The sequence below is a fragment of the Kitasatospora sp. NPDC002551 genome, assembly GCF_040296005.1.
Lineage (GTDB): Bacteria > Actinomycetota > Actinomycetes > Streptomycetales > Streptomycetaceae > Kitasatospora.
In genome coordinates this window covers 18,432-30,956 of record NZ_JBEOWI010000059.1, presented here as the reverse complement: position 1 = coordinate 30,956, position 12,525 = coordinate 18,432, and the positions used below count along the sequence as shown (strand labels likewise).

Sequence of the window (12,525 nt, the reverse complement as noted above, 5' to 3'; positions counted from 1 at the left end):
GTCATGGGAAAGCGCCGCAAGCCCAGCCCGCCGAGCCGGGCCCGCCTGGCGGTCGTCACCACCGCGATGGCCGGCGGCGTCGTCCTCACCGCGGGCCCCGCCCAGGCCGAGCCGACGCCCGGTCTCGCCGCCGTCAAGGAGCAGGTCGACCAGCTGAACGAGGAGGCCGAGCAGTCGATCGAGCGCTACAACGGCTTCCAGGAGAAGCAGCGGACGCTCCAGGGCGATGCCAACCGGATCCAGGAGAAGGTGGCCCGCGGCCAGGAGGCGATGAACGAACTGCGCACCCAGCTCGGCGGCATCGCGGCCGAGCAGTACCGCAACGGTGGCATCGACCCGTCCGTGCAGCTGATGCTCGACTCCGACCCGGGCGGCTACCTGGCCCGGGCCTCCGCCCAGAACCAGGTCGTCGACTCCCAGGCGGCGCTGCTGCGCCGGGCCCTGGACGAGCAGCGCCGGCTGGACCAGGACCGCGCCGAGGCCACCGCCACCCTCGCCCAGCTGGACGGGGCCGGCACCGCCCTGGCGGCGGAGAAGAAGACGATCCAGGAGAAGCTGGCCAAGGCGCAGGCGCTGCTCAACAAGCTGAGCGCCGCCGACCGCGCCAAGGTCAACGCCCAGGAGGCCGCCGCCACCCGCGCCTCCCGCTCCGCCGCCGAGCGCCCCGCCTACGCCGGCCCCGCCACCGGGCGGGCCGCCACCATCGTCCAGTTCGCCTACGCCCAGCTCGGCAAGCCCTACGTCTGGGGCGCCACCGGCCCGTCCGGCTACGACTGCTCCGGCCTGACCGGCGCCGCCTACCGCGCGGCGGGCGTCAAGCTCCCGCGCGTCTCGCAGGACCAGTGGAAGGCCGGCGCCCGGATCGCCCGCGCCGACCTGCAGCCGGGCGACCTGGTCTTCTTCTACGCCGACCTGCACCACGTCGGCCTCTACATCGGCGAGGGCAAGATGATCCACGCCCCGCGCACCGGCAAGAACGTCGAGGTCCTGCCCATCGACGCGATGCCCTACGTCGGCGCCGTCCGCCCCTGATCCACGGGCGGACGGCCGTGGCGGGTCAGGCGAGGACCTCCCTGGCGACGGCGGCGCGCAGGGTGTCGACCTCGCCGGCCTGGCGGTCGGCGCGATCGGCGAGGCGTTCGAGGCGGCCGGGGTCGAGCGGGGCGGGGTGGCGGTCGGCGATCTGCAGCAGGGTCCGCCGGAGCATCGCCTCGCCCCGGATCCCCAGGGCGAGCGCTTCCAGTTCCAGGACGTCGCTGAGCGGCGAGCGGTTCAGCAGGCGGCCGTTGGGCTTGAGGCGGGCGGCCTTCTCGCCGAGCCAGGCGGCGGCGGCCTTGTGTCGCCGCACCGGCAGGTCGAGCCGCCGGATCAGGGAGAGCAGGGCCCCGCGGTCCTCGGCGATCTCCTGGGAGAGCCGGCGCAGGCCGGGGCCGAGCGGGTCCTTCCGGTGGGCCCGGCCGGCCCGGCGGGAGAGCGCCAGGCCGGCCGTGGCTCCGGCCAGGTGGTCGCTGAGGTGGATCCCGAGCCACCGGCGGTCCGGCCGGGTGTCCCCGGGCGCGGGGGTGGGTCCTCCGGCGCGTGGCCGGGTCGGGTGCGTCACGTCCATGCCGGGCGGCTGCCCGGGCGGCCGGCGTCCACGCCTGCGCGTGGGCGCCGAGCCGTGCCGGGCGGCGGGACCGCGGGAGCGGGCGCGGCCGGGGTCAGACGGCCGGACGTCCGGGTCCGTCGGGGTGGAAGACCGTGTCGGGCCAGTCGCCGACCGGCGACGTGGCGTCGAGGGCCGCGCTGATCGTCCGTTCCTCGTACCGGAAGTGGGAGTGCATGATCGCCGAGAGGCCGTCGAGTTCGCCCCGGATCGCCTTGCGCTCGGTGGCGTCCGTCCTCGCGGACCGCAGCGCGAGGTCGCGCACCCTCGACAGGATCGAGGAGATCAGCTCGTGGTCCTCGACGAGCTTGGCGATCGTCGGCGCGAGAGCGGGGCGTTCGCGCAGCAGTTGGGCGAACAGGCCGTCGTCCTCGCCCTGGTGATGGGACGTCAGGGCGTCGCAGAAGGCCAGGCAGTGGGCGGCGAGCGGGTCGTCGTCCGGCAGAAGGGTGCCGGGGTCGTCGCCGGACCTGAGGTCGTCGATCCGGCGGAGCAGGTCCCGGTGGGTCCGGGAGAGCTGGAGACTGAGGGCGACCGCGCGGTCGCCGACGGGGGAAGCCATGATCGGCCGTCCCTTCGGTTCCGCACCTCCATGCCTGGCGCGGTCCGCCACCGGCACGCGATGCTCGGGCGATTCGATCACGCGGCCGGGCCGGACGGCAAGACCGTCCGTGCTTCCCGTCCGCGGTCAGGAGCGGGGCGGCAGACGGTGGAGCCGGACGTCGGTGAGGCGGCCGTCGTCCACCCGGGCGGTCAGGTACGTGGCGAACGGCTGGCGGCGGCGGTCGGTGGGCGATCCGGGATTGAGCAGCCGAAGGCCGCCGGGTGCGGTGCTGTCCCAGGGGATGTGGCTGTGGCCGAAGACCAGCACGTCGGTGTCGGGGAAGCGCGCCTCGCACCGCTCCTCGCGGCCCCGGGCCGGGCCGCTCTCGTGCACCACGGCGAAGCGCAGGCCCTGGAGTTCCACCCGTGCGACCTCGGGGAGGCGCTCGCGCAGCGCCGGTCCGTCGTTGTTGCCGTGGACGGCGACCAGCCGCGCGGACCGCGCCAGCAGCAGGTCCAGGGTGGCGGTGTCGACCCAGTCTCCGGCGTGGAACACCACCTCGGCCTCCTCCGCGGCGGCGAGCAGCGGCGCGGGCAACTGCCGTGCGCGCGGCGGGACATGGGTGTCGGAGGTGATCAGCAGGCGCATCCGGGGCTCCGGCGGGTGTGGCGGGCGGTGGGTCCGATCCTCCCGGGAGCGCTCCGGCCGAGCGCCGCCGAAACGCCGAAGCGGCGGGGCACGGGGACACCGGGACGCCGAAACACAGGGACGCCGAAACGCCGGGGCGTGCTACGGATGCGGGGCGCAGGCGAGCAGGTAGGGGAGCAGCGGGGTGGCGAGGGCGGCCAGCCGGTAGGCGCGCGCCGGGGGCGCGGGGGTGCGCGCGAGGCGCTGGACGCGGGCGAGCACGCCGGTGGACGTGGCGGCGAGCGTGCCCGGTCCGGGGGCGGTGGCGTCGGCGGTCGCCAGCGCGCACAGGGCGCCGGCCAGGTCGGTGCGCGTCACCCGGGCGAGCGCGGCGTCGTCGGCCGCCATCTCCAGCAGCAGCGCGACCTCCGCCCGCCCGAGGCGGGCCAGCGGCAGCCGGCGGCCGAGCAGCAGCGCGAAGGTGTCCGCGGCGAGCAGCACCAGGTGGTGACGGCCCCGCAGATGACCGTGCTCGTGGGCGACGGCCGCGGCGAGCCGGCGCTCGTCCAGCAGGTCCAGGGCGCCGCGGGTGGCCACCACCCGGGCCCGGCGGCCGGGCAGGCAGTAGACGGCGGGCCGCGGGTCGTCCAGCACCAGCAGGGGGCTCCCCGGATCCCGGGCGGCCACCAGGTCCAGCGCCGTCCGGTGCCGCCGCCGGGCCCGCGCGGCCCGCCCCGCCAGCGCCGCCGCCACCGCCGCGACCGCCCCGACGGCCGCGGCCGGCACCCACCAGTCGTGCGCGTGCGGTGCGGCGGTGGGCGGTTCGATGTGCGGCAGCAGGCCGACCAGCCCGGCCGGCTCGTGTCCGAGCGGGGCGAGCAGATGGTGCGCGGCCAGCAGCAGACCGGTGCCGAAGGAGGCCATCAGCGCCAGCCAGACGGCGCTGCCGAGGACCGGCCGGGCCTGGAGCCGACGCGAGCCGGCCAGCCGGCGGGGGAGCAGGAAGCCGACCAGGACCAGGTGGAGCGCGAGCAGGAGCAGGGTCACGGGGCGTCGTCCCGGGCCTTGACCTGCTCCAGGGCGGCGAGCAGCGCCGTCGCCTCGTCGCCGCTGATCCGGTCGACGAAGTGCAGCAGCGCCCCGGCCCGGTCCGAGGTGGTCTCCAGCGCCTGGTGCATCAGCTGCGCGGTGTACGACTCGCGGGTGCAGGTCGGCTCGTAGACCCAGGCGCGGCCGACCTTCTCGCGGCGCAGCCAGCCCTTGGTGTGCAGGATGTCGGCGACCGTGTTGACGGTGGTGTACGCGACCGGGCGCTCGCGCTGCAGGTCGTCGACGACCTCGCGGACGGTGGCGGGGCGGGCCCAGGACCAGAGCCGGTCCATGATCTCGGCCTCCAGATCGCCGAATCCGCGCAGCACCCGTCCGCTCCTCTGCCGTCCCGCTGTTCTGGTCCTGCTGTTCCGCTGTCCCGCTGTCGTGGTCGCCGCCCATCGTACGGCCGCCGCCGTGCGGACGCGCAGGTGGGCGGGCGCCGGGGCGTGGCCGGAAAAGTGTCCGAATCCGTGGAACCACCGCCCCCGCTTGTCCGACTGGTGGGCCGGATCCGATTGTCAGCTCGTCCAAGGAGTGCTCGCGCATGTGCGGAATCACCGGCTGGGTGTCCTTCCACCAGGACGTCCGCCACAGCGCCCCCGTCATCGAGGCGATGACCGCCACCATGACCCTGCGGGGCCCCGACGCCGGCGGTGTCTGGCTCGGCCGTCACGCCGCCCTCGGCCACCGGCGCCTCGCCGTCATCGACATCGAGGGCGGCGCCCAGCCCATGGCCGACCGCCCCGAGGAGCCGGCCGCCGTGCTCACCTACAGCGGCGAGGTCTACAACCACCACGCGCTGCGCACCGAACTGCGCGCCCGGGGCCACCGCTTCGAGACCCGCAGCGACACCGAGGTGGTGCTCCGCGCCTACCAGGAGTGGGGCGACGCCCTGGTCGACCGGCTGGAGGGCATGTACGCCTTCGCCGTCTGGGACGAGCGCGAGCAGCGGCTGCTGCTGGTCCGCGACCGGCTCGGCGTCAAGCCGCTGTTCTGGGCCGAGGTCGACGGCGGCCTGGTCTTCGGCTCCGAGCCCAAGGCGCTGTTCGCCCACCCCGGGGTCACTCCCACCGTCGACGCCGACGGCCTGCGCGAGGCCTACAGCCTGCTCTTCAACACCGGCCCCACGGTCTGGTCCGGGGTCCGCGAGGTCCACCCCGGCGGGCTGCTCGTCCTCGACCGCTCGGGCGTGCGCGAGCGCCGCTACTGGGAGCTCACCGCGCGCCCGCACACCGACGACCTGGACGCCACCAAGGAGCGGATCGGCGAGCTGGTCAACCGCGCGGCCCGCGCCCAGCTGGAGGCGGACGTCCCGCTCTGCAGCCTGCTCTCCGGGGGCCTGGACTCCACCATCGTGACCGCCCTGGTCGCCGACGAACTGCGCGTCCAGGAGGGCCCGCAGGCCAAGCTGCGCTCCTACGCCGTCGACTACAGCGACCAGGCCGAGCAGTTCACCGGCGACGTGCTGCGCACCGGCCACGACACCCCGTACGCCGCCGAGGCCGGGGCGTTCATCGGCAGCGAGCACTCCACCGTGGTGCTCGACCCGCGCACCCTGCTGGACCTGGAGAACCGGCGGGCCGTCGTCGTCTCCCGGGACTCGCCGATCGGCGTCGGCGACATGGACACCTCGCTCTACCTGCTGTTCGGCGAGATCCGCAAGCACTCGACGGTCGCGCTCTCCGGCGAGGCGGCCGACGAGGTGTTCGGCGGCTACCCGTGGTTCCACAACCCCAAGGCGCTGGCCGCGCGGACCTTCCCCTGGCTGCTCGTCACCGGGGACGAGGCGGCCATGCCGATCAACCCGGAACTCGCCGCCCACCTGCGGATCGGCGAGTTCCGCGACGACACCTACGCCGCCTCGCTGGCCGCCGTCCCGCACGTCGAGGGCGAGAGCCCGGCCGAGCACCGGCAGCGCGAGATGCAGCACCTGTCGCTGACCCGCTGGCTGCGCCAGCTGCTGCACCGCAAGGACCGGCTGTCGATGGCCCAGGGCCTGGAGGTGCGGGTGCCGTACTGCGACCACCGGCTGGTCGAGTACGCGTTCAGCACGCCGTGGGCGATGAAGAACTACGACGGCCGGGAGAAGAGCCTGCTGCGCGCGGCCGGGCAGGGCATCGCCCCGGACTCGGTGCTCTGGCGGCCGAAGAACCACTACCCGGCCACCCACCACGCCGACTACAACAGCGGTCTGCAGCGGCTCGCGCGCGAGGCGCTGGACGCGCCGCACGTGCGGGACATCGCCGACGAGACGGTGATCAAGAGCAGCCTGGACACGCCGGCCGACCAGCTGGAGTGGGGCCACCGGCTGCGACTGGAGCGGGTCGTGGACCTCGCCCTCTGGCTGGACCACCACCGCCCGGCGCTCGCCGTCTGACCGTTCGTCCGCGCTCCCTTCCTCGCCGGCCCCGTTAGGCTGCCGGAGGAGCAGCCGGCCGGCGAGGAGGACGTGGATGCGCGGCGACCCCCGGCACGGTCCGCTGGTGCCGATGCTGCTGGTGCTGACGGTGGTGACCGGGCTGGTCGACGCGGTGAGCTACCTCGCGCTCGGGCACGTCTTCGTCGCCAACATGACCGGCAACGTGGTCTTCCTCGGCTTCGCCCTGGCCGGGGCGCCGGGCCTGTCCGCGACGGCCTCGCTCACCGCCCTCGCCGCCTTCCTGGCGGGCGCGCTGGCGGGTGGCCGGCTCGCCGAACGCCGGCCCGGCCACCGCGGGCGGCTGCTGGTCGCCACGGCGGGCGTGCAGTCGGTGCTGCTCGCCGCGTGCACCGCCTTCGCGGCGGCCTTCGGCCACACCGCCGATCCGGTGCGGTACCCGCTGATCGGCGTGCTGGGTGCCGCGATGGGCCTGCAGAACGCGGTTGTCCGCGCGCTCAAGGTGCCGGACCTGACGACCACCGTGCTGACCATGACGCTCACCGCCCTGGCCGCCGACCGCACCGGCGCCCGCCGGCTCGCCTCCGCCGCCTGGATGTTCGCGGGCGCCCTGCTCGGCGCCTTCCTCGTGCTCCACGCCACCGTTCCGGTCGCCCTCGCCACCGCCCTCGCCCTCCTCCTCACCGTCGCCGCCCTCACCCACCACGCCTCCCGCCACCCCACCACCCCCTGGCCCAACCCCTGAGCCCCGCTGTGCCCCAGCCAAATATGTAGACCGGTCTACTGACCATTGCCGCGCCCCTTGGAGTGGAAAGTCGGCCTGTCCGACTTTCCACTCCAAGGCGCCTGCCGAGGCTGGGGAATCTGTGGACTGGTCTACATATTCGCTGGCCAGGCGGAGCGGGTGTGGGTGGGGGTGGAGTGGGAAGTCGGCCTGTCCGACTTTCCACTCCGAGGTGCGCGCCCGGGGCTGGGGAATCTGTGGACCGGTCTACATATTCGCTGGGGGCGGGGCGGGTGGGCGTGCGTGAGGTGTGGGGCAGGAAGTCGGCCGGGCCGACTTCCTGCCCCAGGTGCGGGTGGGCGGGGCGTCAGGGGTGGGTGGTGCGGAAGGAGTCGAACTCGCTGCCGTACCAGCGGGTGGTGCGGCCCTGCGGGGTCATGCCGAGGCGGTGGCAGACGGCGGCGGAGCGGGTGTTGTCGGGGCGGACGACGGCGTAGATCTCGGTGAGGCCGTCGGCGAAGCCCTTGGCGAGGGCGGCGCGGGCGGCCTCGGTGGCGTAGCCGTGACCCCAGGAGTCGGGGTGGAGGTGCCAGCCGACCTCGACCTCGCCGTTCCCGGTGCCGTCCTCGTCCGGCAGCGGGAGGAGCATCACCGAGCCGACCACCACGCCGGTGTCCCGCCGCTCCAGCGCCCAGACGCCGTACCGGGGGTCGGCCGAGCGCCCGCGCCAGCGGTCGATCATGGCCGGCACCTCGTCGGGCGACGCCAGCGCCCGCGGCGTGGCGCCCAGCCACCGGGCGACCTCCCAGCGCGAGTACAGGTCGTACGCGCGCTCCGCGTCGGTGTGCTCCCAGAGGCGGGTGGTCAGGCGGTCGGTGGTGAACAACGGTGCTCCTCGGATCATCGGACGTTCAGTCGTCCTGCGGCTGGCTGGCCCGCCCCCGCCCCGACCAGCGCGGCTCCCAGCGCGCCCAGGAACGTTCCCAGTCGCGGTCCGCGCGCCGGTCGAGCACCCGCAGCCGCAGCGCGAGCGCGCCGCCGATCAGCGCGGTCAGGGTGGCCGAACCGGCCAGCCCGGTGCAGACCGCGCCCACGGCCAGGCCGATCCGGGTGGCCGGAGCGGTGGCGGGCCGGCCGTCGTCGTCGACCCACAGGACGATGGTGGAGCCGCTGGCGGTGCTGCGCGGCGCCTCGACGGTACCGGTACGGGCGGCGCCGTCGGGCGTCGTCCAGGACACCGAGGTGTCGGTGCGCTTCTCGTAGCCGCCGCTCCAGCGGCCGGCACCGGTCTCCTCGGTGCGCAGCTTGCCGAGGACGAGCGCCTCGGTGCGGTGCAGCCGGCCGCGTTCGGCCTCGGCGGTGCGCCCGGCCGCGCGGTAGCCGAGGACGGCGGCGGTGACCACGCCGGCCAGGCCGACGAGCAGGGCGAGCCCGGCGACCAGCCAGGCCCGGCTGCGGGCCCGGTCGACGGGGCGGGCGAGCGGTTCGTGGCGCTGGACGGTGCGGCGGCTGCCGAGGGCGCGGCGCAGCCGGCGGCCGGTGCGCCGGGGCAGGGACGCGGTGCGGGCCGAGCGGGGTGAGCTGGACACGATGCGTGCTCCTCACGGCTGTTGGCGTGCTTCGGCCCCGTCGGATTCCAATCTCTCCCGGCACCGGCCCCTCGCACAAGAGCCCGGCGGGTAGCCGGGAGGCGGGCCCTAAGCCCCTAACGGCAGGCCGGGACCGGGACGTTCGGCCCTCGGCGGGACGGGGGGCGAGGGGGCAGGCTGGGCTCCGGCCGCGTTCTCGTGCCGGGGACGCGGAGGCCCGGCCCGCTGTGGGGGCTCGCCGGGCCGCCGTGCAGAGCGGGGGGCGGGGTTGGGGCCGCCTCCCGCTCGCGGCGATTGCTCATCCGGCTCCCGATCCACTGATCGACATCGCGTTTCACCAGGTCAGGGCCGTATTCTCGCCAGCTATACACTCGATGTATACCTCTGGTGTAGTGTCCTCCCCATGAGTGTTCCCCTGACCCTTCTCGGGCTGCTGGAGCGCGAGCCGAGCCACGGCTACGACCTCAAGCGCGACTACGACACCTTCTTCGGCCGCGGCAAACCCCTGCCGTACGGTCAGGTCTACGCCACCCTCGGCCGCCTGGCGCGCGACGGCAAGGTCGTGCCCGGCGAGGCCGAGCCCGGCGACGGGCCCGAGCGCAAGCGCTACGTCATCACCGAGGCCGGCGTGACCGAGTTCGAGCACTGGCTCGCCGAGCCCGTCGCGCCCGAACCCACCCTGCAGTCCGTGCTCTTCACCAAGGTCGTGCTGGCCCTGCTGCTCGGCCGCGACGCCGAGGCCTACCTCGACACCCAGCGCGCCGCCCACCTGCAACGGATGCGCGAGCTCACCGAGCTGCGCCGCACCGGCCCGCTGGTCGACGCCCTGCTCGCCGACCACGGCCTCTTCCATCTGGAGGCGGACCTGCGGTGGATCGACCTGACCACCGCCCGCCTGGACGCCCTTGCCGCGGAGGTGCGCGCATGACCCCCCTGATCGAAGCCCGCGACGTCGAACTCTCCTTCGGCGAGACCCCGGCCCTGCGCGGCGCCAGCCTGGCCGCCGAGGCCGGCGAGGTGCTCGCCGTGATGGGCGCCAGCGGCTCCGGCAAGTCCACCCTGCTGCACTGCCTGGCCGGCATCCTGGTCCCGGACGCGGGCGAGGTGCTCTTCGAGGGCCGGCGGATCGACAACCTCGACGAGAACCGGCGCAGCGCCTTACGGCGTGACAGCTTCGGCTTCGTGTTCCAGTTCGGCCAGCTCGTCCCGGAACTGACGGCCGAGGAGAACATCGCCCTGCCGCTGCTGCTCTCCGGCGTCCGCCGGTCCGCCGCCCTCGCCGACGCCCGCCCGTGGTTCGCCCGGCTCGGCCTCGACGGCCTGGAGCGGCGCCGCTCCGGCGAGCTGTCGGGCGGACAGGCCCAGCGGGTCGCGCTCGCCCGCGGCCTGGTGACCCGCCCCCGGGTGCTGTTCGCCGACGAGCCGACCGGCGCGCTGGACTCGCTCACCGGCGAGCAGGTGATGGCCCTGATGGTCGCCGCCGCCCGAGACCAGGGCACCACCGTCGTCCTGGTCACCCACGAGCCCCGGGTCGCCGCCTACGCCGACCGCGAGGCCATCGTCCGCGACGGCCGGGCCCGCTCGCTCTCCACCGGCTACGCCCCCGGCGGCCCGGCGGCGGAACGGGTCGCCTCGTGATCGCCTTCGCCCTGCGCCTCGCCGTCAGCGGCGGCCGCCAGGCCGTCGTCCGGCTGCTCACCGTCGCCGCCGCCGCGGCCGTCGGGGTCGGCCTGCTGCTCTCCACGCTCGCCGCCGTCAACGCCGTCGGCGCCACCAACGAACGGATGCTCTGGGCCAACAGCGGGGCGAAGAGCCGCACCGAGACCGCCGACGTCGACCTGCTCTGGTGGCGCGACAACAGCCCGGAGTTCTACGACGGCAAGCGCCTCCTGTTCATCGAGGTCGCCGCCACCGGGCCGACCTCGCCCGTCCCGCCGGGCCTGGCGAAACTGCCCTCGGCGGGCGAGTACTACGCCTCGCCCGCCCTCGCCGAGCTGATCCGCGAGCGGCCGGCCGACCAACTGGCCGACCGTTTCCCCGGCCGGCTCACCGGCGAGATCGGCGACGCCGCGCTCGCCTCCCCGGACTCCCTGGTCCTGGTCGTCGGCCAGGATCCGGCGGCCCTCGCGGCCCGGCCGGGTGCCCACCGGATCACCGCCATCGCCACCGAACTCCCGGCGGACTGCCGGAGCGACTGCCTGGCCACCGGCACCCGAGGCGACGCCATGACCCTGATCCTCTCGGTGGTCGCGGGGGCTCTGCTCTTCCCCGTGGTGATCTTCATCGGCACCGCCACCCGACTCTCCGCCGCCACCCGCGAGCAGCGCTACGCCGCGATGCGCCTGGTCGGGGCGACGCCCCGGCAGATCACCGTGATCGCGGCCGCCGAGTCCACCCTGGCCGCCGTCGCCGGCACCGTCCTCGGCTTCGGGCTGTTCCTGGCGCTGCGCCCACTGGTGGCGACCGTCCCGTTCACCGGGGAGCGCTTCTTCGTCGAGGATCTCACCGTCACCGCGCCGCAGGCCCTGGCCGTGCTGCTCGGCGTCCCGCTGGCGGCCGCGGTGGCCGCCCGGCTCGCGCTGCGCCGGGTGACCGTCTCCCCGCTCGGCGTCAGCCGCCGGGCCACCCCCAAGCCGCCGACCGCCTGGCGGGTGGCGCCGCTGCTGGCGGGACTCGCCGAGCTCGCCTGGTTCGTCGGGCGCCGCCCCGCGACCACCAACGGGCAGACCGCCGCCTACCTGACCGGCTTCCTGGTGATCATGCTCGGCCTGGTGGTGGCCGGTCCCTGGCTGACCATGGCGGCCGCCCGCGCGGTCGCCGCCCGGACCAGCCGCCCGGCCACCCTGATCGCGGTCCGGAGGCTGGCGGACGACCCGAAGGCGGGGTTCCGCTCGGTGGCCGGCCTGATCCTGGCGCTGTTCGTCACCACCGCGACGGTCGCCATCATCGGCACCATCGACCACAACCGGGGCGTGCTCGCCGGCGACCCGCAGACCCGGGTCGCGGTGGAGCACGGCGCTCTGGCCGGCGAGCCGCCGATGGCCGCCGCCGTGCCGGAGCGGGTCCTGGCCGAAGTGAGGGCCGTCCCGGGCTTCCAGGGCCTGGCGGTCGTCCACGCCAACCCGGACGGCCTGGCCCGCGACCCCTCCGTACCGGCAGACTGGGCGGTGCCCGTGCTGGCGCTCTGCTCGGACCTCGCGCAGGTCCCGGTGGTCGGCCACTGCGCCCCCGGCGCCGAGGTGGCGGCCGTCGAGCCGTACGGCTTCCTGAGCCTCGAATCCCAGCAGTCCACCGAGTGGCCGACCGCGCCGATCACCGCCGAGGCCGCCGCCCGCCTGCCGGTGCAGTCGCTCTATGTGACGACCGACGGTTCGCCGGCCGCGATGGAGCGGGTACGCGCCCTGCTGAGCCGGTCCTTCCCGGAGCAGCACGCCCGGATGGTCGGGGACTGGGGCTCCGCGCAGCAGCAGATGCTCGCCGGCTGGCGGCAGCTGGCCGACGTCGTCCTGCTCACCACCCTGCCGATCGCCGGCTGCAGCCTCGCGGTCAGCGTGATGGCCGGCCTCTCCGACCGGCGCCGGCCGTTCGCGATGCTCCGGCTCACCGGGGCGCCGCTGGGCCTGCTGCGCCGGGTGATCGCACTGGAGAGCGCGCTGCCGCTGCTGGTGGTGGCCGCGATCGCGACCGGGACGGGCTTCGGCGCGGCGGCGATGTTCCTCAAGTCGCAGATGGACTACGACCTGGTCCCGCCGGGCGCGGTGTACTTCGGGCTGGTGCTGCTCGGGCTCGCGGTGTCGCTCGGCATCATCGCCTCCACGCTGCCGCTGCTCAGGCGGATCACCGGCCCGGAGGCGGCCCGCAACGGCTGACCTCACGGCCGAGCTCACGGCCGAGCTGACGGCCGACCCTTCGGGGCCGGTGACGGCC

Annotated in this window: 13 protein-coding genes; 6 read left to right on the top strand and 7 right to left on the bottom strand. The window is 75.2% G+C overall.

From position 1 onward, the window contains the following. Positions 1-3: 3 nt before the first annotated feature. Positions 4-1,032 carry a C40 family peptidase gene (locus tag ABT093_RS33800; RefSeq protein WP_350570871.1) on the top strand — a complete coding sequence of 343 codons (1,029 nt, stop codon included), beginning with the start codon at positions 4-6 and terminating at the stop codon, positions 1,030-1,032. A 25-nt stretch (positions 1,033-1,057) separates the two neighbouring features. On the opposite strand, the gene ABT093_RS33795 is transcribed toward ABT093_RS33800, so the two are convergent. The 5 genes from ABT093_RS33795 to ABT093_RS33775 all read right to left on the bottom strand — a co-directional run bounded on the left by ABT093_RS33795 (position 1,058) and on the right by ABT093_RS33775 (position 4,231). Continuing rightward, on the bottom strand, positions 1,058-1,606 hold the full coding sequence (locus ABT093_RS33795; protein ID WP_350570870.1) for a hypothetical protein: 549 nt from the start codon (positions 1,604-1,606) through the stop codon (positions 1,058-1,060). Positions 1,607-1,700: 94 nt separating this feature from the next. Beyond that, positions 1,701-2,207, bottom strand: a complete 507-nt coding sequence (locus tag ABT093_RS33790) for a hemerythrin domain-containing protein (protein WP_350570869.1) — start codon at positions 2,205-2,207, stop codon at positions 1,701-1,703. Between the two features lie 126 nt (positions 2,208-2,333). Continuing rightward, on the bottom strand, positions 2,334-2,837 hold the full coding sequence (locus ABT093_RS33785; protein WP_350570867.1) for a metallophosphoesterase family protein: 504 nt from the start codon (positions 2,835-2,837) through the stop codon (positions 2,334-2,336). A 141-nt stretch (positions 2,838-2,978) separates the two neighbouring features. Next, entirely contained in the window at positions 2,979-3,863 is an 885-nt protein-coding gene (locus ABT093_RS33780; protein WP_350570866.1) for a M56 family metallopeptidase, read from the bottom strand. After that, on the bottom strand, positions 3,860-4,231 hold the full coding sequence (locus tag ABT093_RS33775) for a BlaI/MecI/CopY family transcriptional regulator (RefSeq protein ID WP_350570893.1): 372 nt from the start codon (positions 4,229-4,231) through the stop codon (positions 3,860-3,862). Before ABT093_RS33775 ends, ABT093_RS33780 begins: the two co-directional genes overlap by 4 nt. A 221-nt stretch (positions 4,232-4,452) precedes the next feature. Between ABT093_RS33775 and asnB the strand changes: the two genes are divergently transcribed. Together asnB and ABT093_RS33765 are read left to right on the top strand one after the other, a co-directional pair. After that, positions 4,453-6,285, top strand: coding sequence for an asparagine synthase (glutamine-hydrolyzing) (gene asnB, locus ABT093_RS33770; protein WP_350570865.1), 1,833 nt, complete (start codon positions 4,453-4,455; stop codon positions 6,283-6,285). A 76-nt stretch (positions 6,286-6,361) separates the two neighbouring features. Beyond that, positions 6,362-7,030, top strand: coding sequence for a YoaK family protein (locus ABT093_RS33765; RefSeq protein WP_350570863.1), 669 nt, complete (start codon positions 6,362-6,364; stop codon positions 7,028-7,030). Positions 7,031-7,376: 346 nt separating this feature from the next. Here ABT093_RS33765 and ABT093_RS33760 read toward each other — a convergent pair whose 3' ends face one another. Next, positions 7,377-7,895: a GNAT family N-acetyltransferase gene (locus tag ABT093_RS33760; RefSeq protein ID WP_350570861.1), complete on the bottom strand. Its 519-nt coding sequence runs from the start codon at positions 7,893-7,895 to the stop codon at positions 7,377-7,379. Positions 7,896-7,920: 25 nt separating this feature from the next. Continuing rightward, a complete protein-coding gene (locus ABT093_RS33755; protein ID WP_350570860.1) occupies positions 7,921-8,598 on the bottom strand; it encodes an Rv1733c family protein in 678 nt (225 codons plus the stop codon). A 403-nt stretch (positions 8,599-9,001) separates the two neighbouring features. Here ABT093_RS33755 and ABT093_RS33750 point away from each other — a divergent pair, with 403 nt between their 5' ends. The 3 genes from ABT093_RS33750 to ABT093_RS33740 are packed head-to-tail and all read left to right on the top strand — an operon-like array spanning position 9,002 to position 12,467. Next, complete coding sequence (locus ABT093_RS33750) at positions 9,002-9,526, top strand: PadR family transcriptional regulator (protein ID WP_350570858.1); 525 nt, start codon at positions 9,002-9,004, stop codon at positions 9,524-9,526. Then, positions 9,523-10,236 (top strand): ABC transporter ATP-binding protein, encoded by a 714-nt coding sequence (locus ABT093_RS33745; protein ID WP_350570857.1) that lies wholly within the window; start codon positions 9,523-9,525, stop codon positions 10,234-10,236. The genes ABT093_RS33750 and ABT093_RS33745 overlap by 4 nt, the downstream gene beginning before the upstream one ends. Further along, the gene (locus tag ABT093_RS33740) at positions 10,233-12,467 is read left to right on the top strand and encodes an FtsX-like permease family protein (protein WP_350570855.1); all 2,235 of its coding nucleotides are present in this window, start codon (positions 10,233-10,235) and stop codon (positions 12,465-12,467) included. The genes ABT093_RS33745 and ABT093_RS33740 overlap by 4 nt, the downstream gene beginning before the upstream one ends. Positions 12,468-12,525: the final 58 nt, after the last annotated feature.

What these genes read in the sequence shown, in the direction of transcription:
- ABT093_RS33800 (WP_350570871.1), top strand. Translation starts at nt 4, where the DNA reads ATGGGAAAGCGCCGCAAGCCCAGCCCGCCGAGCCGGGCCCGCCTGGCG.
- ABT093_RS33795 (WP_350570870.1), bottom strand. Translation starts at nt 1,606, where the DNA reads ATGGACGTGACGCACCCGACCCGGCCACGCGCCGGAGGACCCACCCCC.
- ABT093_RS33790 (WP_350570869.1), bottom strand. Translation starts at nt 2,207, where the DNA reads ATGGCTTCCCCCGTCGGCGACCGCGCGGTCGCCCTCAGTCTCCAGCTC.
- ABT093_RS33785 (WP_350570867.1), bottom strand. Translation starts at nt 2,837, where the DNA reads ATGCGCCTGCTGATCACCTCCGACACCCATGTCCCGCCGCGCGCACGG.
- asnB (WP_350570865.1), top strand. Translation starts at nt 4,453, where the DNA reads ATGTGCGGAATCACCGGCTGGGTGTCCTTCCACCAGGACGTCCGCCAC.
- ABT093_RS33765 (WP_350570863.1), top strand. Translation starts at nt 6,362, where the DNA reads ATGCGCGGCGACCCCCGGCACGGTCCGCTGGTGCCGATGCTGCTGGTG.
- ABT093_RS33750 (WP_350570858.1), top strand. Translation starts at nt 9,002, where the DNA reads ATGAGTGTTCCCCTGACCCTTCTCGGGCTGCTGGAGCGCGAGCCGAGC.
- ABT093_RS33745 (WP_350570857.1), top strand. Translation starts at nt 9,523, where the DNA reads ATGACCCCCCTGATCGAAGCCCGCGACGTCGAACTCTCCTTCGGCGAG.